The following is an 18400-nucleotide window of genomic DNA, read 5'->3' as shown; positions in this document are numbered from 1 at the left end:
TTCAGATGACATTGAAGTATTCATCCAGTGACATCTCTAATGAGCGCAAGAAGAGACTTGTCTATCGGGTTCTGACACGGGGTGTAGGCAGGTGGGTTCAAGTTTGAAGTGCGACTTGCGAATGATCCCAATGGGTTATCAGCCGCAGGAACGCAGCGATGCAACGCACCTACTCCCAGATGGACCTGAACGACCGTCGCAAGCTCGCCCGATGGCGCGACATGGGATTGAGCGTCGATGTCATTGCGGAGAAGCTCGGCCGGCATCGCTCGACGATTTTCCGGGAGCTGCGGCGCAACGCCTTCATTGACAAGGAATGGCCGGAGCTCAACGGCTACCATTGCGTAACGGCGCATGACATGGCCCGCGAGCGGCGCACCAGGCTCAGGAAGCTCACGCGCTTCTCCCATGTGCGCCAATCGGTCATCGAACGGATTCAGCACGGCTGGTCGCCGCAGCAGATCGCGGGCCGGATGCGGCTCGAGCGTCATCCGATCTCGGTCAGCCACGAGACGATCTACAAGTTCGCCTATTCGGCGGACGGTCAGGCCATCAAGCTCTGGCGGCATCTGCCGGAACACCGCGCGCGCCGCCGCCTGCGGCATGCCAGGCGCCGGCATGGGCAGCGCTTCAGCCCGGAGCTGAACATCCTGCGCCGCCCGGACGTCGTCGCCGACCGAAAGCAGTTTGGGCACTGGGAGTGCGATCTCATCCAGTTCCGTCAGAAGTTCGGCAAGGCGAATGTGACATCGCTGGTCGAACGGGTCAGCCGCTTCACCGTTCTGCTACGCAACAACGATCGGCAATCGCGGCCCATCATGGAGCGGCTCATCAGCGTGATGCGCGCCCTGCCCCATCGCGCACGCCGCTCGATCACCTTCGACCGCGGCACGGAGTTCACCGACTGGCCCTATCTCCAAGCCGGGATCGGGGCCCAGACCTGGTTCTGCGACCCGCAATCGCCCTGGCAGAAGGGCACCGTCGAGAACATGAACGCACGAGCCAGGAAATGGCTATCGAGAGACGTCGATCCCCTCTCCATCACCGACCAGGAGCTGAAGGACATCTGCGAGCGATTGAACACCACGCCGCGAAAGTGCCTTGGCTACAAGACGCCGGCGGAAGTCTTCCGGCAGAAGCTCCTCGCCCAGATGCGGGCCGTCGGATAGGATCGCCCAGCCGCAAGTCGCGCTTCAGCGAGAACTCACAGCCGTTAGAGAGGTCACCGGTCTCTGTCGTGTAGCCCGATTGGCCGTCGTTTAGCCCATATAATCGCGCGATGTAGCCCGATTAAGCGTCGCATGGATTTTTTGAGATCGAAGAGAATACCCGCGAAACCTGGGCTGAGCTTGCCGAGCTGGCTGCGATCGAAGCCCACCCGATCAACCCGCAGCAAGTCGCGCAGGAGCTCTCCGCGCGGCTGCCGGAAGCGAGCATCGTCACGGCCGACAGCGGCACGACCACGGTCTGGCACGCGCGCAATCTGCGCTTCCGTGCCGGAATGATGGGTTCCGTCTCCGGCACGCTCGCGACTATGGGCTGCGCCGTCCCTTATGCGATCGCTGCAAAGTTCGCCCATCCAGAGCGCCCCGTCATCGCACTGGTCGGCGACGGGGCCATGCAGATGAACGGTCTTGGCGAGCTCATCACCATCGCCAAGTATTGGCGCGACTGGAGCGATCCTCGCGTCATCGTCATGGTGCTCAACAACCGCGAGCTTGCCTATGTGACCTGGGAGGACGCGTGCAGGCTGGAGACCCGAAATGGCCGAGCAGCCAGCATTTACCGGACCTGCCCTATGCCGACATCGCCCGGCTCATGGGCATCGATGGCGAGCGCGTCACTGAGCCGAGCGAGGTCGGCCCAGCCTGGGACCGCGCGCTCGCTGCCAAACGCCCCTTCGTGCTCGATATGGTGACCGATCCCGACATTCCGCCGTTGCCGCCCCATATCACCTTCGAGCAGGCGCGCGGCTTTGCGGCGCGCTTGCTGCCGGCGATCCTGCCGCGCGCAGCGTGCTGGCAAAGACGGCGCGCTCGGTGTTGACAACCTTGTTGCCAGGGCGAAGCTGAGGACACGACCCTGGACAGGTCGCGCGGCTCGATGCCGGCATGCCGGCATCCATGATCGCTTCGGCTCGGCCCGCCTCCTCGGGCTCTGCCTGAACGACGACGAGAGCCGAGCCGCGCTCCAGTTCCTGTCCATGCTGGCTCGCCTGTTGCTCGGTGACGCCGGCATCCATCAAGGCCCCCAAAATACCACCGGCCAAGGCTCCGGCCGCTGCCGAAGTCAGGAACCACCCTGCGGCGATCACGGCACCGACGCCCGGCAGGCTGAGGGCGCCAATGCCGAGGGCGAAACCTGTCGCGGCTCCGGCCGCACCACCGATGCCGGCGCCCGCCGCCGTGTTGTCGTCACCGCCTTCCTGCCGGCCGACGAGACCGATCCGGGCAGCGGGAATGCCGGCCTTCGACAGTCGGACGACGACATTTCGGGCATCTTCGAAGCTCCGGTAGGAGCGGCTGATCGTCCGCAGCATGGCATCAATCCTTCTGAGAAATCTCAACATTCTCAGTCAACGATGCCGTCTCTGCGGTGGTTCCTTCCGGTTTCGTCAGGTGAAGGCCGGGAGGATGAGTACATCCAGCACCGTGCAGCCGATCGCGAGCAGGCTCAACCAGCCGAGCGCGAGGCCGGCGCGCGCCCGAAAACGCTCCGTGGCGCTACGTGCTTGCTCACGCTTAGGCAGAGCCGGCCTGCAATCAGCAGAACGGTGATGGACGCAGCCATAACGACAATCGCGCCATGCCAGCCGAGCTCGCCCAGGCGCGTGCAGATGAGCGATTCCGAAGCATAGGCGACGAGGAAGAAGGCCGCCCAGGCGGCCGGCCCGGCGAGCCAGCCAAAGGAGCGCCTCGCCACTTTTGCGACGCTCGTCATGACGTGCCCGCCAGCCGCGGGAAGCCGTGCGTCAGCGCGAGCCCGATTAGGCTTTGGCCCATGGCATAACCCCAGAGCAGCGCGAGATTCTCGATCCATCTCAGAAGGGATGCAATCCTGCTTCGTGCTATAAGAGGGCAACGAAAGGCTCCGATCGATCATCAGCCCCAAGGCGACGAGCGCGTTGCCGAGGACGGAGAGCCAGGCCGGGACTTGCGACCAGCCGAAGCGGTGATCGAAGGCGGAGACCACCGGCATCAGGACGAGGGCGATGAAGGCCAGCGTGATGATGATCTTCTGCGCCGGCCGGATCTCGGCAGCCGGCCCGGCCTTCATGCGGCGTTCGAGCAGGGCCGGATCGGTCAGCGCGAGATAGATGTGAATCGGCGCGCCGTTTGACCCCCGTTAGGCGCCCGAGCCCGGACGCCGCCAAATTCGTCGGAAGGCGCTGAGAAGATTGCCGTAATCTGGTGAGTGGTGTGGCCCGCTTGCGCGCCGATGGTGGGGTCAAAGCGCCTGCCGATTCACACATATGGGACACGACGCGGAAACTCTGGCTCAAAGCGATCCAGTTTTAAGGGCTCAGATCACCATCGGCGAGGAGGATGACAAGGGTTCCCGGGACGCCGCCGACGAATCGGAGGCCACGGACGGGCTGGAGCCTTGATCGGCAAGCGCCGCGGCTGCATGCCGCCCGGCGCCAGGCCTCACTCGGCGCGCAAATTGTCCGCCGACGCCTTGCCCGACCGCTTATCCTGAACGAGCTCGTAGGAGATCTTCTGGCCGTCCCGGAGGTCGCGCAGACCGGCCCGCTCGACCGCGCTGATGTGAACGAAGACATCCTGGCCGCCATCGTCCGGCTGGATGAAGCCAAAGCCCTTGGTCGCATTGAACCACTTCACTGTGCCAGTCGCCATTTCATACCTTTCCATCATCAGAGACGCCAACATGCCATGACTGACGAAATCGGCAAGGCGAACGTGACATGGAGATCGACTAGTCAGCGAGCGGCCGCCCTGCTTCCCGAATTGGCCGATTGTGTTGAAGAAGTCGGCGCTGGGTCTGCTGCCGATTGAGGCTGAACGGATCGCTGAGGGCGTTCGCCCTCATGCCGCCAGGGGCTGTGCTCCGACCGGCGTCAGCTTCGCCATTCTCCTGAGGTTCTGGGCGGTGGCTGCGAGGAGGACTCGTCGCGGGCGCCGCATGGTCCCCGCAGGCGCAGGCGGTCGAGCCCGAGGATGCGCTTGAGATGCGCGAACAGCATCTCGACCTTCTTCCGCTCGCGTCGTGAGGTGACGTAGGCATCGGTGGCGGCGATGTCGCGCCATGTCGCGGGCGCCTTCGTGGATGGAGCGGAGAATCTTGCGAGCAGGATCTTTCGGACAGCACTGCGGCTTCAGGGAACAGGCGTCGCAGTCGCGCTTGATCGCCCGGTAGCGCACGAGGCCTTCAGGATCGATACCGTCGCGCGGCACCGCGAAGGGCCGGCGGAACTGCCGAAGCTTCGCCGCCGGCATGGGGATGTGCGGACGCCAGCTCAGCGTAGCACAGGGCGCCGATCAGCGTGATGAGACCGCCCGCGACCCAGACCGCGATGAATGCGAATTCCGAGGAGACATTGGCCGCAACCAGCGCCGGCGTCTTGAAGATGCCGATGCCAACGACGATCCCGACCATGATGACGATGCCGTCGAACAGAAAGAGCGTGGGCTGCGGGTGGGCGCGCGTGGTCTCCTGCATCAGGCAATCTCCGTTGCGGAGAACCGTCGGCCCCCAGGTCGTACGTCAAAGATCTACGACTTCGAACGGCTAGCGACGCCAAACGATGCATGACGGATCTGCAAAGAGGCGTGAGCGCTCGACCGCCCGCTTGGCCAGTCTGATCTCTGATCTCCTCGCGAAGCGAAACACCACCTCCAAAGAGATGCAACTCCGCCAGCCATGGAATCGCGCCGCGGCGAAAGCACCAAGGCGGCAACTCCCTGGTTGCTGGAAGAAGGTAAGGCTGCGGGCGGGTCGCGGCGTTGCTGTCAGCAGCGCAACCCGTTTTTCCGGAGGAGAGAATCTAGCGGCCGGCTCTCGGGCAGCAGCTTGGCCGAGAGCGCCGCCTGAGCTAGGCGACGCCATCGCGACGACGACGACGTTGGAGATCGAGCACGAGTGCGCATGGGCGGAATGCGGCCTCCGATCGTCTGACTTTCTTTGGAACGCCATCTGCTTCCCGGCGTTGCGTGCCGAAAGGGAGCACCGACATGGCCGATGTCACTTTGCTGACTGGCCGGCAGCTGGCGATCTCCTTTGGAGACCGCTTTGCCGGCCACGACTGGATCGCCGAACTTGCCCATCTGTCCCGATCGAGCCGTGACTTTGTCGAATTGCATCTTCGGGAAGATCGAATTCCGACGACGGAAATTCTGCGGGCGGCCGACGCGATACAAAAGAATGACCAAGCGCACTCAGGTACCCGCGGCGTCGCCAAAGGCCAATGCGGCCCATAGCACGGCGAGACCGAACTGTGACGAGCGCTCGATGGCAACGATGGGTCGCTGAGGCTCGCGGAGCATAGAAGATGCATCATGATGTTCTTATCGTGGGAGGAGGGCCGGCCGGCCTGTCGGCGGCGCTGATTCTGGCACGGGCGCGCCGCCGAGTTCTCGTGTGTGATGCGGGCAAGCAGCGCAATCGAAGGTCGAGCAGGATCGGCGGCTATCTCACGCGCGATGGCGCAAATCCTGCAGAGTTCCTGCAGATCGCGCGTGACGAGTTGCGGTCCTACGAGAGGGTCGAGCTGCGCGGGAATACGGAAGTCGTCAATGCTGCGCGCTGCGAATCTGGCTTCCAGCTGGGCAGTGCAAAAGGCGAGGCCTTCGTCGGTCGCAAATTGTTGGTCGCCACTGGCGTTACCGATGCGTTGCCGCCGATTCCAGGCATCGACGCATTCTACGGCCACAGCGTGTGGCACTGCCCCTATTGCGACGGCTACGAACAGAGGGATCGACGCGTGGGGGTCTACGGCCGCTCGAATGTTGCCTTGGGTCTTGCCCTCGAACTCACCGGTTGGACGTCGGAACTAGTTCTCGTCAGCGACGGTCCTTGTGAATTGCGGCCAGTCGAGCGTCGTCGCCTGGCCAGGAGCAATATCGCACTTCGCGAGGAGCCGATCGCGCGGCTGGAGGGTAGAGCTGGAGATTTGGAGCATATCGTCTTCACATCAGGCGAGACCCTGTCTGTCGACGCGCTCTTCTTCCGATCGGATGGCAAGGCCAATGTCGAGATCGTCCGTCAGCTTGGCGTGACCGGAGGCAAAGCCAAAGCGGTGAGGACCGGTCGTTACGGCAAGACTGGTGTGCCCGGCGTGTTCGTCGCCGGGGATGCCTCTCGCCATGTGCAATTCGCGATCGTCGCGGCTGGTGAAGGCGCGGCGGCGGCCTTTGCCATCAATAACGAACTGCTGAAGGAGGATCTCGCCGGATTTTCACAGCAGGCAAGCGCAGTTTCGACAGGGAATGCGCACCGCGGATCGAAGCCGGTTCACCCCAAGTGACCGGCGTCTCGATGGCGGGAACCAGAGCCGCTGCCTTTCGAGATTGGGAACGTCAGGCGATCTCGCCAGTTGATCAATCGCAGCGGTAGACAGTCGTATCAGGAGGTTTCGATGAGCAAGAAGGTATTGCCGGTGCCGCCGGCGAACCGCAGCGACAAGGGAACCGGCGGCGACAGGTCCGCGCAGGTTACCGAGGCGGCAGATCAGCAGCGCTCGCGGAAGCCCGAGCAAGAGGGCCGACACGCGAACATCAAGCAGAACACGACGCATCAGGGCTATCAGCAGGATCGCTGAGGGAGGTCGACCATGTCCACATCGACGAAGACACCGGCCAGCATCAGGCAAGGCGGTCCCGGCGCGTCCCACGAGAACGCGAAGGCCCCTCTGGAGGTCGGGAAGCCGCCGCCAGCTGCTGACGGTCCCCGCCGCAGTAAGATCTCGGGTGGCGGCGGCGAACGGGATCGTCACCACCACCATGAGGCGGAGCGAAAGGGTGGTGGATCGCGGCCGGCGCATCAGGACGGGGTAGGCGAACCATGACGAAGCATCACAAGACAGCGAACCCGACAGACGCAAATCTGAAGGGCAACCCGATGATCGGCGGCAGCAAGGGTGTGACGCGCGCGGGCGCGACGGCCGACGATCTCGAGGCGTCGCAAGGCCGAAACACGATCGAGGGGGATGTCGCAAACGACACAGACGCGCAGGGCGGCGTCAGCAAGCGCGTGAGCCGCGGCGTTAGGTCCGTCGCTCGGCCCTAACCAATTTTCGGTGGTCCCAGTCATGCGCCTCGGCAACAGAGCGGGAAGCTAGCGCTGCAGAGTCGAACGGGCGCGCGTCGTTCGGCCGGCTCGCGCGGTCTCTTGACCACGGACCATGGAGGTTTTGGCGTTCGATGGCCCTACGATCTGGTCGCGGCCAACGCTAACGAACTTTCGAGCGGGACGATGGGTTAGCTTCTTTGCCACGAGCCACGAGGACGGCAGACAAGGGTGCGACTTTACGGGGACGCTTCCAGACGAGACGTGACGCCGAGATGGCAGTCGAACGAGTTGTCAGGAAAATCGAGCCGGAGGATATCGCTTGGCCTGCGGCCAATTTCGCCTCGGACGAGGCAGAAGTGTCCCGGGATCTGAACTGATCGTCGATGGCGGAAGACGTTGCCGGCCGTGATGCCGGGCGGCCCTTGTTAGCATCGCATCTCCATGACTTTTCTGGCGGGCGACGTCGATCGTACCCCGTGCCTTCCTCGAGCGCTATCGTGGCCATCTCGCCGCGATCACCGCCGAGCGGCAGCCGGAAATCGGTGTGAATCGGCGCGCCGTTTGACCCCCCGTTAGGCGTCCAAGGCGCCCCCCCGCAAAATTCGTCGCAAGACGCTGAGAAGATTGCCACAATCTGGTGAGCGCAGTGGTCAGTCTACGCGCCGATGGTGGGGTCAAAGCGCGTGCCGCTTCACACCTGAAAGCTTCGCTTGGCGAGATCGATCGTCAGAATATGAACGTCCGACATGGACTCCTCCTGCGACGCGCCACCATGGCGCTGGGCGGCACCTTACGACGCCACGCGGAGGCGGGCATCCACCCCCATCAGTTCACAACCGCCTACGGCGTCGGAGCAGCTTGAGGGAATTGCTGGGCTATCCGTGGCCTTTCCCCGGCAGGCGCCCAAGCATGACCTCAGCACATGGACCGTGACCGACGACTGGCCCGATCCCGTGCCGGTCACAGAAGCCGAGATCGAGGTATTCGAGCGTTCGGCGACGTGTTCGATGAACTCTTTGACCCTGACGGCGGATCGACCGATGCCGGGGTCAAAATCGACCTTGAAAGCAGTACTGAAAACTGATACTGCTACTTCATGAAAAAGCGTCACAGAGCCACGCTGGAACTGATCTACGCCCGCCCGGTCAACGGTTCGATCCGCTGGGCCGACATAGAGGCGCTGTTTGCAGCTCTCGGGGCAGAAGTCAGCGAGCGCGAAGGTTCGCGCGTCGGCGTATTCCTGTTCGGTGAAGTGCGCGTCTTTCATCGCCCGCATCCATCACCGGATACGGACAAAGGTGCGGTTGCCAGCATCCGTAAATGGCTGGACGAACACGGAGTAAAGCCATGAACAATGTCGTTGAAATCAATGGTGAGAAGGCGGTCATCGCTTTCGACCCCGAGATTCAAATGCTGCGCGGCGAGTTTGTCGGCCTGAATGGTGGGGCCGACTTCTATGCCGAAAGCGTCCACGATCTGATCGAGGAAGGCCGTAAGTCGCTGGCCGTGTATCTCGAAATGTGCCGGGAGAAGGGCATCGAGCCGCGCCGGAAGTTCTCTGGCAAGTTCAATGTCCGCCTCACGCCTGACGACCATGCCGCAGCAGTCATTGCCGCCGCAGCATCGGGCAAGAGCCTGAATGAATGGATCGTCGGGACAATCAGGGAGGCCGCTGAATAGCGGCCCCGTTCGGTTCGACCGGATTGAAAGGAGACAGAACATGCGGCATCGGCGCGGCCGTCGCCGAACGCCTCGGCAAAGACGGCTTCACTGTCGTCGTGAAGTACGCTGGCAACGCCGCCTCGGCTGAGGCCGTGGTTGCCCGGATCGAAGCCGCCGGCGGGCGCGCGGTCACCGCACAGGCCGATATCTCCGATGCGCAAGCCGTGCGCCGCATGTTCGACTCCGCCGAGACCGCCTTTGGCGGCGTCGACGTGCTGATCAACAATGCCGGCATCATGACGCTGGCGACGATCACCGACAGCGACGACGCGCTGTTCGATCGCCAGATCGCGACCAATCTGAAGGGCACGTTCAACACCCTGGGCGAAGCGGCCAAGCGCCTGCGTGACGGCGGCCGGATCGTCAACTTCTCGTCCAGCGTCACGACCATGCTTCAGCCGAGCTATGGCGTCTATGCGGCCACCAAGGCCGCGGTCGAGGCCATGACCAGCATCCTGACCAAGGAACTGCGGGGCCGGGCCATCACCGTCAACGCCATTGCCCCTGGACCGACCGCCACCAAGCTTTTCCTCGACGGCAAGCCGCAGGAGGTCATCGACCGCCTGTCGAAGATGGCACCGCTGGAACGCCTGGGCCAGCCCGAGGACATTGCCGCCGCCGTCGCCTTCCTGGTCGGACCGGATGGCGCCTGGATCAACGGCCAGACCCTGCGCGCCAATGGCGGCATCGTCTGAACCTTCTCCGACCTTTCCGACTGAACCTCACCAATCCCACGGCCTGGGCCGCATCGCCCGAGAGCGGTGCGGGAGGGCTTCCAGAACAAGGAATATCGTCATGTCCAAGCAAGTCATCCTCGTCACCGGCGCTTCTTCGGGCTTCGGCCTCATGACCGCCAAGGCGCTCGCCCAGGCCGGCCACACCGTCTACGCCACCATGCGCGAAACCGAGGGCAAGAACGCCCCCCGCGTGATCGAGGTTGCTGAATGGTCCAGGGCCGAAGGCGTCGATCTGCGCACCACGGAGCTCGACGTCCAGTCCGACGCCTCGGCTGAAGCGGGCGTCGCCTACATCCTGAAGGACGCCGGCCGTCTCGACGTCATCGTCCACAATGCCGGGCACATGATGTTCGGACCGGCCGAGGCATTCACCCCGGACCAGTTCATCCAGCAGTACGATGTCAACGTCCTGGGCGCCCAGCGGGTGAACCGTGCCGCGCTTCCGCACCTGCGCGGCCAGGGCAAGGCCCTGATGATCTGGGTCGGATCGTCTTCGACACGAGGCGGCACCCCACCCTTCCTGGCGCCCTATTTCGCGGCCAAGGCGGCGATGGACGCCCTGGCAGTTTCCTATTCGACCGAGCTCGCCCTGTGGGGCATCGAGACGACGATCATGGTCCCGGGCGCCTTCACCAAGGGTAGGAACCATTTCGCCCACTCCGGCTCTCCGGCGGACACCGCCCGCGCCGCCGAGTACGAAGCCGGTCCCTACGCCGGCATCGTCGACAAGGCCCTGAAGGGCCTGGCAGGCCTGGAGCCGGCCGAGGTCGCTCGCGAGATCGTCCGCGTCGTCGACACCCCCTTCGGCAAGCGCCCGTTCCGGGTTCATGTCGATCCCTCGCAGGACGGCGCCGAGATCGTCAATGGCGTCGCCGACCGCATGCGTCGTGAGATGTACCGCAACATCGGCCTGGAAGACCTGCTCCACCCACGCGTCAAGGCTTGAGCAGCGCCCGATGAAGACCGGAGCTTCGCGCTCCGGTCTTTCCGAATCCCCCGCAACGGCTGCAAGGCCGCTTCCCCGGTGCGCACTGAACATGCTGTGCTGCCGGTTGGCCGGCAGCACATCCCGACTAAGGGTCGAATGAGGGGACGAGCATGCATATGCTGCTTGTGATTATCGGCGGAATCGCTCAGTTAGCCGTCTTCGCGCTATTCGGAAAACTGTGGGGCGGCGACATCTCCGGAGTCGCGATTGCCGCGAAAGTTTTCCTTCCCGTCTGGCTCGCGATCGCGGTCGTCAACCTGACTGTGGGCGTGATGCGTGCAGGCTATACGATTTACCAGGAACTGCCGATCCTCGCTGCGGTGTTCGCGGTCCCAGCCATGATCGCCGCAATCATGGCTTGGCCGTTGGCGAAAGGCTGAAGCCTTGTTGCGAACAGTCGCTCCGCCTCGATCCAGAATTTATCGCTTTGGCTCGGCAGGAATAGGCGCAGTATTCTGTTTGGCGGCGGCGCGAATTGCATGGCGATTGCTAACTTTCCCGTGCGCTAACTGCATCGACGGCCTGCATCACGGTCGGGATTATCGCCAATAGGCGCTTCTTCGGAACGCCGTCGCGTGCCTGCACGGAAAGGCCATGCAGGACGGTGGCATAATAGTCGCCGAGCATCCGGGGATCGGTGCCGGGCTTCAACTCGCCCTCTGCGACCGCGCGCTCCAACCGCTCGACCAATGACGTCGTGCGCCGCCGGCGATAGTCCGCCAGCCACTCGCGTACGCTTTCATTGTCGCTGGTGCAGTTGGTCGCCGCTGACACCACCATACAGCCCTGCGGCCGATCCTTGGCCGTGTAGGTTTTGACCGCCTCGCGCAGAATCCGCTCGATAGCCTGAAGGGCGGATGGCTCCTCTGCAAGCGCCCGCGTCGCAAAGCCCCCCTCGTCGGCATCGTAGAGCGCCACAGCTTCCCGGAAGAGCGCCTCTTTCGAGCCGAAGGCTGCATAGATGCGGGCCGAGGCAAGGCCCAGCGTCGAAACCAGATCCGCCATCGACACGCCTTCATAGCCGCGCGACCAGAAGGCATCGCGCGCCTTGGCCAAAGCCTCGTCCCGGTCGAACTCCCGCGGGCGTCCCGCCATGCGAATCTCCATTCTTGATCGAGTAACAAATAATTCGCTTGACTGCTCGGCGCAAGCCTTCATTCTTTGATGATCAACAAAGAATCATTGGAATGGAGATCGGCATGAGCACATCGGATCAGGCAGGACAGGCGAGAGGGATCGGAGGGAGGCGAGCGGCGGCACTGGCGCTGCTCGCCTTCGCCCAACTGATCTATTCGCTCGATATCAACATCGTTTTCGTCGCGTTGCCAGAGATCGGCGCGGGTCTCGGCTTCTCCGGCCAGACGCTGCAATGGGTGGTCAGCGCCTATATGGTTCTTTGCGGCGGCTTTCTCCTGTTCGGCGGCCGGGCCGCTGACCTCGTCGGCCAGCGGCGCATGTTCATCTTCGCGCTCTGGCTCTATGCCCTGTCCTCGCTTGCAGGCGGTCTGGCCTGGTCGCCGGCAGTGATCGTCGGCGCGCGCGCCGTGCAGGGGATCGGCGCCGCCTTCCTGTTTCCAGCGACACTCTCGCTCCTTAACCGCCTGTTCGCCGAGGGGCCGGAGCGCAACCGTGCGCTTGCTGTGTGGGGCGGCGCCGGCGCGAGCGGGCTGACCATCGGCGCTCTGGCGGGCGGCTTCCTGACTGCCGCCTGGGGCTGGCCGGCCGTATTCTATGTCAATGTTGCGCTGGCCGGCCTCGCCATCCTCGCGGCCTTCTTTGTGATCCCGCGCGACCCAACGCGGCATGTGCATCGTAGCTTCGACTTGGCCGGAGCGCTGACGGTCTCGGCCGGCGCGACGCTGCTGGTCTTCGCCCTGGTGCAGGGACCGGAGTTCGGCTGGACCTCGTCGACGATTTTGTGGGCGTTCGCGCTCTCGGCGATCTTTCTCGTCGCCTTCGCCACGATCGAGGCGCGCGCTGCCGATCCGTTGATGCCGTTGCGGCTGTTCCGCAATAAGAGTCTCGTCGCCGCCATGACGATCACCTTCCTCTACATGGGCACTTTCGGCGCGCTGCCCTACTTCCAGACGGTTTTGTTCCAGAACGTCCACGGGTTCACGGCGCTCCAGACCGGCGTTGCCTTCCTGATCCCGTCTATTGCCATTGCTGCGGGTACGCAGATCGGTGAGCGGCTGGCGACCCAGCTTTCCACCCGCGCGACCTTGATCACCGGCATGGTGGTTGGTGCCGTTGGCACGGCGCTGCTCGTGCCCGGCGCGAGTGCGGACAGCAGCTACCTCGCCATCGTGCCGGGCTTGATCGTCTCCGGCGTCGGACAGGGCATCGTCTGGACGGGTATGTGGATTGCGGCCGCATCAGGCGTCCATCATGACGAGCAGGGCGTGGCTTCCGGGATGGCATCCACGGCGCTCAGTGTTGGTAACGCCATCGGTCTGGCGGTCCTGATCGCCATCGCTAACCGGCACGTCAGCGGGTTGACCGGCGATGCCCTGCGCATCGCCGTCGCGAAAGGCGCTCAACTCGCTTTCTGGCTCGCCGCCATCGGCATCCTCGTTAGCCTGCTCGCCACTTCCGCGTTGAAACGCCAGGCGACGGTTTCGACGAACTAACCATGTTCGGTGAGATTGGATGTGGCGTAGGCGGGCGCGCGGATCCAGCCAATCGCCAGGCCTGCGGCGATGGCGTAAACGGCGGCAGCCATTCCTGCGACTATCGACAACGCCGCGGGTGGGCTCGGCGCCAGCGCCGAGGCGGCGCTCGCAGCAGCAACGCCGAGCAGGCTCCCGGTCTGGCGCAGCGCGTTCAGCAGACCGGACGCCACGCCCGAGGCGGCCTCGGGAACCTGTTCGAGCACGGTAGCGATCATCGGCGGGACAGAAGCGGACGTGCCCACACCGAAGACGGCAAGCGCCCCTACTATAGCCGGCCAGGATGCATGAGCGACCAGCAGCCCGGCGGCCAAGGGCGCGGAAAGAGCCGCGAAGATCAGGCTGCCCGCGATAAGGCGGCGCTGTGACACATGCGCCTGAAGCCTGCCAGCAATCACATTGCCGACCGAGAGGCTCGCCGCGACAGGCAGCAGGGCAAGGCCGGTCTCGCGGGCGTCGAACCCATAGTCGCCGTGCAGATAAAGGCTCAGGATGAACAGCATTCCGAAATAGCCGATATAGACGAGACAACCCACGAGGTTGGCCGCGAGAAAGGTCAGGTTGCGGAACCACATAAGCGGCACCATCGGATCGCGCGTGCGGTGCTCGATCAGAAACCAGCCCAACGCGGCGCCGATCGCGACGGTCGCCGCCAGCCAGACTAGGGGCGAGCCTGCGCCGCGTTCCGGCAATTCGATTGCGGCGAAGCAGAGGGCGCCGAGCATGACGATGCTGGTGAGTTGGCCGCCCCGGTCGAACCGCTTCACCTGTTGCGTCAGGGGGAGCCGCACGATCCATGCCGACAGACAGAACGCCAGCAGGCCGGTCGGTACGTTGACGAAGAAGACGCTGCGCCACCCGAGACCGCTGACCAGCAACCCGCCGACCACGGGTCCGATCGCCGCCGCGACGGAGGCGATGCCGGCCCACGTCGCGATCGCGCTCGCTCGTTCATCAGGATCGTCGAAGGTGCCCCGCACGACGGCCAGTGAGGCGGGTAGGAACAGCGCGGCTCCGACGCCCTGCACCAGTCGGGCCGCGACAAGCCACGCGACGGTGCCTGCCGCTCCACACAGAGCGGAAGCGAGGACAAACAGTGCCAGCCCTGCGAGATAGATGCGCTTCGCGCCCCAGCGATCCGCAAGAACGCCTCCAGCAAGGATGAGCGCCGCCATGCTCAGTGTGTAGGCATCGACAATCCAGGCGAGGCCGCCGACCGTCGCATCAAGATCGGCGCGTATCGCCGGTAGTGCGACGTTGACGATCGTGGCGTCGAGCACCGCCATGAACATACCGCCGGCCACGAGCCATAGGGTAAGCCTGCGCCGCCTCGCCGAAATTGCGCCGTCGTCGAGAGCGGTGGCGCAGGCATGACTGTCTTCCAATATGTCGCATCCTGTCATCGGACACCTCCTGCAAGGTCCAATTCTAGGAATGCACATGATGCGATAAAGCAGTATATCTGCTCCTCGATGACGCAAAATTGCATCAGCTGCTTTGCATCGCGGGGAAAGGTCACGATGAACTGGGACAATGCGCGCTTCTTTCTGGCCATTGCGCGTGCGGGCACGTTGCGTGGCGCCGCCCGGCAGATGCGCGTCGATCAGGCGACGGTCGGCCGAAGGCTGGCGGCATTGGAGGAAGAACTCGGCGCGCGGCTGTTCCTTCGCACGCCGTCCCTCTATGTGCTGACGCCGGCCGGTGAAGCGCTGATCGAACCGGTCGAAGCGATCGAACGGTCCGTCGCGCAGATGGAGCGACGGGTGATGGGACTTGACGAGCGGCTAACCGGCTCGGTGCGGGTGGCAACGACCGACTCGCTTGGCAAGCGGTTCGTCATTCCGGCCATCGTCCGCATGCGCGCCGAACATCCCGGCATCGAGGTCGTCTGCCTGATCTCGCAGGACGTCGCCAACCTGACCAGGCGCGAGGCCGATATCGCCATTCGCACTGTCCGGCCGGACGCGCCCGACCTGATCGTGCGTCGCCTCGCTACGCTCAAAACTGGGATCTATGCCTCTCGCGCTTATCTCGCCGCGCGTGGCACGCCACCCCCGGGCGACGGGTTCGCGGGCCACGATCTCGTCGCGTATCAGCAGTCAGTGGCGCCGACGACGCCTTCCGCCTTCTGCGGGGAGCCGACCGGCAGCGGCAAGGTGGTATTCCGAACATCTTCATCCGTTACCCTCGTCGAGGCGACAGCAGCCGGCATCGGCATCGCCGAACTGCCCTGCTACCGCGCCGACACCGAGCCGGAGCTGGTGCGGATCATGCCCGAGCGCTCGGCCGATTTTGACGTCTGGCTCGTCGCCCATGCCGATCTCTACAAGACCGCGCGGATCCAGGCGCTGATCCGCGAACTGGTCGGGGAGTTCAGTCCGAGCTCGCGATGAACGTCGAACTGTCCTGGTGGCTATGACGCAGGCACCCGCATGGGAGCATCTATCGCGAACGATCTGACAATCATCGGGGGTGTCGTCGGCGTTTCGTTGGGTCGGGTGCGCCAATGGGACGATGGACGACCCTCGCGGACGAATTCCCAGTCGTGTGTGGGGTTGATCTACACATCCGACCGTGCGGCTAAAGTGGAGCTTGCGCAGGGAGTCCTGGCGCCTGTTCCGGAAACCTTTGCGCCGCCGCCAGACGACCTTTCCCTATATTCCCCTGCTCGCAGCGGGACTCAGCGCAAGCTGCGGGCCTCCGTCGATATGGCAAAGCCCTGGCCTACATCTGCAATTTCGAAGGCAGATGCTCAGCGATGAAGTCCACAAAGACGCGGACTTTCGGCGATAAATGCCGGCTCGACGGCCATAGCAGGCGGAACGTCGTAATGCCTTCAAGATACCGATCGAGCACCGTTTCCAGTCTTCCACATTCCAGATCATCCTGAACGGCAAAAGCCGGCAGGCAGGCGAGCCCAGCGCCTTGCCGTGCGAAGACCAGTTGCGGTTCGAGTAGATTGGTGATCGTCGCCGCATGCGGCTCGAAATCGATTGCTTTGCCACCGAGGCGGAAGGGCCATCGGAGAGCTTTCCCCGTTGCGGCTTGCCGATACATTATGCAGGCGTGCTCTTTCAGATCGTCGGGCGTTTCGGGGATAGCCCTGCGCTTGAGATAATCCGGCGATACGACGACGACCTGGCGATAGCCACCGATCACCCGCGACATCAGCCGAGAGTCCGCGGCATCGCCGGTTCGAAGCACCGCATCGAACCCTTCCTCGATCACGTCGACCAGCCGGTCGGAGCAGTCGATATCGAGTTCGATTTCAGGATAGCGTTTCTGAAACTCCGCCAGCATCGGCATGAACGGCATGCCGGCGGATGGCAGGCTGAACCTGAGCTTTCCACGCGGGGCCTCGTGAATCTGCGCGAGATCAAGCTCGGCGGCTTCCATTTCCGCTGCAATGCGCCGGCAGCGCTCGAGGAATAGCCGGCCCTCGGGCGTCAACGTGATGCTGCGCGTCGACCGGTGAAAGAGCCGCGTGCGCAGTCGTTCCTCCAGTCGAATCACCGCCTTGCTGACGGCGGAAGGCGATATGCCAAGCCGGCGGCTGGCCTCTGTAAACCCTCCGGCGTCCGCCGCCTCCATGAACGCGCTCAGTGCACCCAGTCGATCCATCACCGCTCCATGAACGACAAATATTCACAAGTGAGTTGAATTATCGCTGATTTTTCTGCCGAGTTAAATGCTTACATTGCAAGGCCGAGCAGGCGAGCCGCTTCATCATTCTCGGGCAAGGGCAGGTTGGAAGGTTGGTGCTGTCTCGCGAACAGATCGAGGAGACGCCCAAATGACATCCCGAAATCAGGCTGGCACGGATGCCGAGGTCGCATTGCCTTCCAGCGCCAACGTAGCAGGCGTGCTCCCCCTCCCCGGCCTACTGACGCTCGCTATGGCAGCCTTCATCATGCTGATGACCGAGATCATGCCTGCCGGATTGCTCGTGTCGATGGCGAAAGGCTTGAGCATATCCGAGAGCACGGCTGGGCAGTTCATCACGGCTTATGCCTGCGGAGCACTGATCGCCGCCATTCCGGTGACGGCTTTTACGCAGGGTATGCGCCGACAGCGCCTGCTGGTCGCAGCGATTGCCGGCTTCGCCGTTGTGAATCTTATCACCGCGCTTTCCGGCGATTACAGGATCTCGTTGGGCGCGCGGTTTGTCGCCGGCGTGTTTGGTGGCGTCGTCTGGTCGCTGCTTGCAGGCTATGCGGTCCGCATGACGCCACTGCATCTGCATGGGCGGGCGATTGCGATCTCGGGTGCCGGAGCAACCGTGGCGCTGGCGCTGGGCGCTCCGGCCGGCGCGTGGCTCGGTCGCATAGTCGGCTGGCATGGCGCGTTCGGCGTTCTGTCCGCGATGGCCTGCCTGCTTGTCGGATGCGCGCTTGCAAACTTACCGGACTTTCCGGGTCAGACGAAGGATCAACGGCCGAATCTTGCGGAGGTCTTGTGGAAGCCAGGCATCCGATCCGTGCTCCTTGTCGTTGTTACGTTCGTCGCCGCTCACAGCATTCTGTATGTTTATATTGAGCCGTTCCTGGCGCCTGCCGGCATGGCGGCGAACGTGAGCGCCGTCCTCCTTGTGTTCGGCCTGGCCTCCCTCGTCGGCTTGTGGCTCGTGGGAGCCACCGTCGATCGTCACCTACCGCTCCTCATCGTTGCGGGCATCCTCGTCTTTGCCGTGGCAGCGCTGTTGCTCGGGGTCTGGGGTTCGATGCCGGTGATGGTTTATGCGGCGGTCTCTGTCTGGGGGGTGGCTTTCGGCGGATTTGCCGCGATGACGCAAGCGGCCTTGTCGCGGTTGGCCGACGACTCCGTCGATGTCGCTCTGTCCATGTACACGACCGCCTGGAACACCGCGGTTGCCGCCGCCGGGATTTCGGGCGGTGTTCTGCTCGATCAAGCCGGACCGGGTTCGTTTGCGTGGAGCATCATCGCGATATTATCCATTTCCCTGGGCGGAGTGGTCTTTGGAACGAACAAAGCGTTGGCACGCCAGACATGAGACGAGCGGTCCCGGCTCCGCACCC

At 63.7% G+C, this 18400-nt stretch carries 23 protein-coding genes and 1 pseudogene; 16 read left to right on the top strand and 8 right to left on the bottom strand.

What is annotated here, in order from left to right; genetic code table 11:
- Positions 1-158: 158 nt before the first annotated feature.
- Positions 159-1169 carry an IS30 family transposase gene (locus AB6806_RS21245; protein ID WP_370955513.1) on the top strand — a complete coding sequence of 337 codons (1011 nt, stop codon included), beginning with the start codon at positions 159-161 and terminating at the stop codon, positions 1167-1169.
- A 332-nt stretch (positions 1170-1501) separates the two neighbouring features.
- Complete coding sequence (locus AB6806_RS21240; RefSeq protein ID WP_370955512.1) at positions 1502-1918, top strand: thiamine pyrophosphate-dependent enzyme; 417 nt, start codon at positions 1502-1504, stop codon at positions 1916-1918.
- 33 nt (positions 1919-1951) lie between these two features.
- Here the strand turns inward: AB6806_RS21240 and AB6806_RS21235 are convergent, their stop codons facing one another.
- The 5 genes and pseudogenes from AB6806_RS21235 to AB6806_RS21215 form a co-directional block, all read right to left on the bottom strand.
- The gene (locus AB6806_RS21235) at positions 1952-2539 is read right to left on the bottom strand and encodes a hypothetical protein (RefSeq protein WP_370955511.1); all 588 of its coding nucleotides are present in this window, start codon (positions 2537-2539) and stop codon (positions 1952-1954) included.
- 134 nt (positions 2540-2673) lie between these two features.
- Positions 2674-3276 (bottom strand): hypothetical protein, encoded by a 603-nt coding sequence (locus tag AB6806_RS21230; RefSeq protein ID WP_370955510.1) that lies wholly within the window; start codon positions 3274-3276, stop codon positions 2674-2676.
- Between the two features lie 371 nt (positions 3277-3647).
- Positions 3648-3857: a cold-shock protein gene (locus tag AB6806_RS21225; RefSeq protein ID WP_370955509.1), complete on the bottom strand. Its 210-nt coding sequence runs from the start codon at positions 3855-3857 to the stop codon at positions 3648-3650.
- 189 nt (positions 3858-4046) lie between these two features.
- Positions 4047-4445, bottom strand: a pseudogene (locus AB6806_RS21220) (transposase); the annotation flags it as partial.
- Positions 4390-4617: an amino acid permease gene (locus AB6806_RS21215; protein WP_370955536.1), complete on the bottom strand. Its 228-nt coding sequence runs from the start codon at positions 4615-4617 to the stop codon at positions 4390-4392. The gene AB6806_RS21215 and the pseudogene AB6806_RS21220, both read right to left, overlap by 56 nt.
- 575 nt (positions 4618-5192) lie before the next feature.
- Here AB6806_RS21215 and AB6806_RS21210 point away from each other — a divergent pair.
- The 11 genes from AB6806_RS21210 (at position 5193) to AB6806_RS21160 (ending at position 11075) form a co-directional block, all read left to right on the top strand.
- A complete protein-coding gene (locus AB6806_RS21210; protein WP_370955508.1) occupies positions 5193-5438 on the top strand; it encodes a hypothetical protein in 246 nt (81 codons plus the stop codon).
- Positions 5439-5509: 71 nt separating this feature from the next.
- Complete coding sequence (locus AB6806_RS21205; RefSeq protein ID WP_370955507.1) at positions 5510-6484, top strand: NAD(P)/FAD-dependent oxidoreductase; 975 nt, start codon at positions 5510-5512, stop codon at positions 6482-6484.
- Between the two features lie 111 nt (positions 6485-6595).
- On the top strand, positions 6596-6778 hold the full coding sequence (locus tag AB6806_RS21200) for a hypothetical protein (protein WP_370955506.1): 183 nt from the start codon (positions 6596-6598) through the stop codon (positions 6776-6778).
- Between the two features lie 12 nt (positions 6779-6790).
- Entirely contained in the window at positions 6791-7024 is a 234-nt protein-coding gene (locus AB6806_RS21195) for a hypothetical protein (protein ID WP_370955505.1), read from the top strand.
- On the top strand, positions 7021-7245 hold the full coding sequence (locus tag AB6806_RS21190) for a hypothetical protein (protein ID WP_370955504.1): 225 nt from the start codon (positions 7021-7023) through the stop codon (positions 7243-7245). The genes AB6806_RS21195 and AB6806_RS21190 overlap by 4 nt, the downstream gene beginning before the upstream one ends.
- Positions 7246-8177: 932 nt before the next feature.
- The gene (locus AB6806_RS21185; protein ID WP_370955503.1) at positions 8178-8348 is read left to right on the top strand and encodes a hypothetical protein; all 171 of its coding nucleotides are present in this window, start codon (positions 8178-8180) and stop codon (positions 8346-8348) included.
- The gene (locus AB6806_RS21180) at positions 8345-8599 is read left to right on the top strand and encodes a type II toxin-antitoxin system HicA family toxin (protein ID WP_370955502.1); all 255 of its coding nucleotides are present in this window, start codon (positions 8345-8347) and stop codon (positions 8597-8599) included. The genes AB6806_RS21185 and AB6806_RS21180 overlap by 4 nt, the downstream gene beginning before the upstream one ends.
- Positions 8596-8928 carry a type II toxin-antitoxin system HicB family antitoxin gene (locus AB6806_RS21175; protein ID WP_012090880.1) on the top strand — a complete coding sequence of 111 codons (333 nt, stop codon included), beginning with the start codon at positions 8596-8598 and terminating at the stop codon, positions 8926-8928. The genes AB6806_RS21180 and AB6806_RS21175 overlap by 4 nt, the downstream gene beginning before the upstream one ends.
- Positions 8929-8951: 23 nt before the next feature.
- A complete protein-coding gene (locus tag AB6806_RS21170; RefSeq protein ID WP_370955501.1) occupies positions 8952-9665 on the top strand; it encodes an SDR family oxidoreductase in 714 nt (237 codons plus the stop codon).
- Between the two features lie 100 nt (positions 9666-9765).
- Entirely contained in the window at positions 9766-10653 is an 888-nt protein-coding gene (locus AB6806_RS21165) for an SDR family NAD(P)-dependent oxidoreductase (RefSeq protein ID WP_370955500.1), read from the top strand.
- Between the two features lie 152 nt (positions 10654-10805).
- Positions 10806-11075 (top strand): hypothetical protein, encoded by a 270-nt coding sequence (locus AB6806_RS21160; protein ID WP_370955499.1) that lies wholly within the window; start codon positions 10806-10808, stop codon positions 11073-11075.
- 109 nt (positions 11076-11184) lie between these two features.
- Here AB6806_RS21160 and AB6806_RS21155 read toward each other — a convergent pair whose 3' ends face one another.
- A complete protein-coding gene (locus AB6806_RS21155; RefSeq protein WP_370955498.1) occupies positions 11185-11751 on the bottom strand; it encodes a TetR/AcrR family transcriptional regulator in 567 nt (188 codons plus the stop codon).
- A gap of 77 nt (positions 11752-11828) precedes the next feature.
- Here AB6806_RS21155 and AB6806_RS21150 point away from each other — a divergent pair, with 77 nt between their 5' ends.
- Entirely contained in the window at positions 11829-13325 is a 1497-nt protein-coding gene (locus AB6806_RS21150; protein WP_370955497.1) for an MFS transporter, read from the top strand.
- On the opposite strand, the gene AB6806_RS21145 is transcribed toward AB6806_RS21150, so the two are convergent.
- The gene (locus AB6806_RS21145; RefSeq protein ID WP_370955496.1) at positions 13322-14767 is read right to left on the bottom strand and encodes an MFS transporter; all 1446 of its coding nucleotides are present in this window, start codon (positions 14765-14767) and stop codon (positions 13322-13324) included. The genes AB6806_RS21150 and AB6806_RS21145 overlap by 4 nt on opposite strands.
- A gap of 117 nt (positions 14768-14884) precedes the next feature.
- Between AB6806_RS21145 and AB6806_RS21140 the strand changes: the two genes are divergently transcribed.
- Positions 14885-15757 (top strand): LysR family transcriptional regulator, encoded by an 873-nt coding sequence (locus AB6806_RS21140; RefSeq protein ID WP_370955495.1) that lies wholly within the window; start codon positions 14885-14887, stop codon positions 15755-15757.
- A gap of 331 nt (positions 15758-16088) precedes the next feature.
- Here AB6806_RS21140 and AB6806_RS21135 read toward each other — a convergent pair whose 3' ends face one another.
- Entirely contained in the window at positions 16089-16985 is an 897-nt protein-coding gene (locus AB6806_RS21135) for a LysR family transcriptional regulator (protein WP_370955494.1), read from the bottom strand.
- A gap of 172 nt (positions 16986-17157) precedes the next feature.
- Here AB6806_RS21135 and AB6806_RS21130 point away from each other — a divergent pair, with 172 nt between their 5' ends.
- Positions 17158-18375 (top strand): MFS transporter, encoded by a 1218-nt coding sequence (locus tag AB6806_RS21130; RefSeq protein ID WP_370955493.1) that lies wholly within the window; start codon positions 17158-17160, stop codon positions 18373-18375.
- Positions 18376-18400 lie beyond the last annotated feature (25 nt).

It is taken from the genome of Allobosea sp. RCC_152_1 (assembly GCF_041360765.1).
GTDB classification, from domain to species: domain Bacteria; phylum Pseudomonadota; class Alphaproteobacteria; order Rhizobiales; family Beijerinckiaceae; genus Allobosea; species Allobosea spartocytisi.
The sequence above is the reverse complement of the archived record's forward strand: the minus strand, read 5'-3'. Positions and strand labels throughout refer to the sequence as shown.

What these genes read in the sequence shown, in the direction of transcription:
- AB6806_RS21245 (WP_370955513.1), top strand. Translation starts at nt 159, where the DNA reads ATGCAACGCACCTACTCCCAGATGGACCTGAACGACCGTCGCAAGCTC.
- AB6806_RS21240 (WP_370955512.1), top strand. Translation starts at nt 1,502, where the DNA reads ATGATGGGTTCCGTCTCCGGCACGCTCGCGACTATGGGCTGCGCCGTC.
- AB6806_RS21235 (WP_370955511.1), bottom strand. Translation starts at nt 2,539, where the DNA reads ATGCTGCGGACGATCAGCCGCTCCTACCGGAGCTTCGAAGATGCCCGA.
- AB6806_RS21230 (WP_370955510.1), bottom strand. Translation starts at nt 3,276, where the DNA reads ATGAAGGCCGGGCCGGCTGCCGAGATCCGGCCGGCGCAGAAGATCATC.
- AB6806_RS21225 (WP_370955509.1), bottom strand. Translation starts at nt 3,857, where the DNA reads ATGGCGACTGGCACAGTGAAGTGGTTCAATGCGACCAAGGGCTTTGGC.
- AB6806_RS21215 (WP_370955536.1), bottom strand. Translation starts at nt 4,617, where the DNA reads ATGGTCGGGATCGTCGTTGGCATCGGCATCTTCAAGACGCCGGCGCTG.
- AB6806_RS21210 (WP_370955508.1), top strand. Translation starts at nt 5,193, where the DNA reads ATGGCCGATGTCACTTTGCTGACTGGCCGGCAGCTGGCGATCTCCTTT.
- AB6806_RS21205 (WP_370955507.1), top strand. Translation starts at nt 5,510, where the DNA reads ATGCATCATGATGTTCTTATCGTGGGAGGAGGGCCGGCCGGCCTGTCG.
- AB6806_RS21200 (WP_370955506.1), top strand. Translation starts at nt 6,596, where the DNA reads ATGAGCAAGAAGGTATTGCCGGTGCCGCCGGCGAACCGCAGCGACAAG.
- AB6806_RS21195 (WP_370955505.1), top strand. Translation starts at nt 6,791, where the DNA reads ATGTCCACATCGACGAAGACACCGGCCAGCATCAGGCAAGGCGGTCCC.
- AB6806_RS21190 (WP_370955504.1), top strand. Translation starts at nt 7,021, where the DNA reads ATGACGAAGCATCACAAGACAGCGAACCCGACAGACGCAAATCTGAAG.
- AB6806_RS21180 (WP_370955502.1), top strand. Translation starts at nt 8,345, where the DNA reads ATGAAAAAGCGTCACAGAGCCACGCTGGAACTGATCTACGCCCGCCCG.
- AB6806_RS21175 (WP_012090880.1), top strand. Translation starts at nt 8,596, where the DNA reads ATGAACAATGTCGTTGAAATCAATGGTGAGAAGGCGGTCATCGCTTTC.
- AB6806_RS21165 (WP_370955500.1), top strand. Translation starts at nt 9,766, where the DNA reads ATGTCCAAGCAAGTCATCCTCGTCACCGGCGCTTCTTCGGGCTTCGGC.
- AB6806_RS21160 (WP_370955499.1), top strand. Translation starts at nt 10,806, where the DNA reads ATGCATATGCTGCTTGTGATTATCGGCGGAATCGCTCAGTTAGCCGTC.
- AB6806_RS21145 (WP_370955496.1), bottom strand. Translation starts at nt 14,767, where the DNA reads ATGACAGGATGCGACATATTGGAAGACAGTCATGCCTGCGCCACCGCT.
- AB6806_RS21140 (WP_370955495.1), top strand. Translation starts at nt 14,885, where the DNA reads ATGAACTGGGACAATGCGCGCTTCTTTCTGGCCATTGCGCGTGCGGGC.
- AB6806_RS21135 (WP_370955494.1), bottom strand. Translation starts at nt 16,985, where the DNA reads ATGGATCGACTGGGTGCACTGAGCGCGTTCATGGAGGCGGCGGACGCC.
- AB6806_RS21130 (WP_370955493.1), top strand. Translation starts at nt 17,158, where the DNA reads ATGACATCCCGAAATCAGGCTGGCACGGATGCCGAGGTCGCATTGCCT.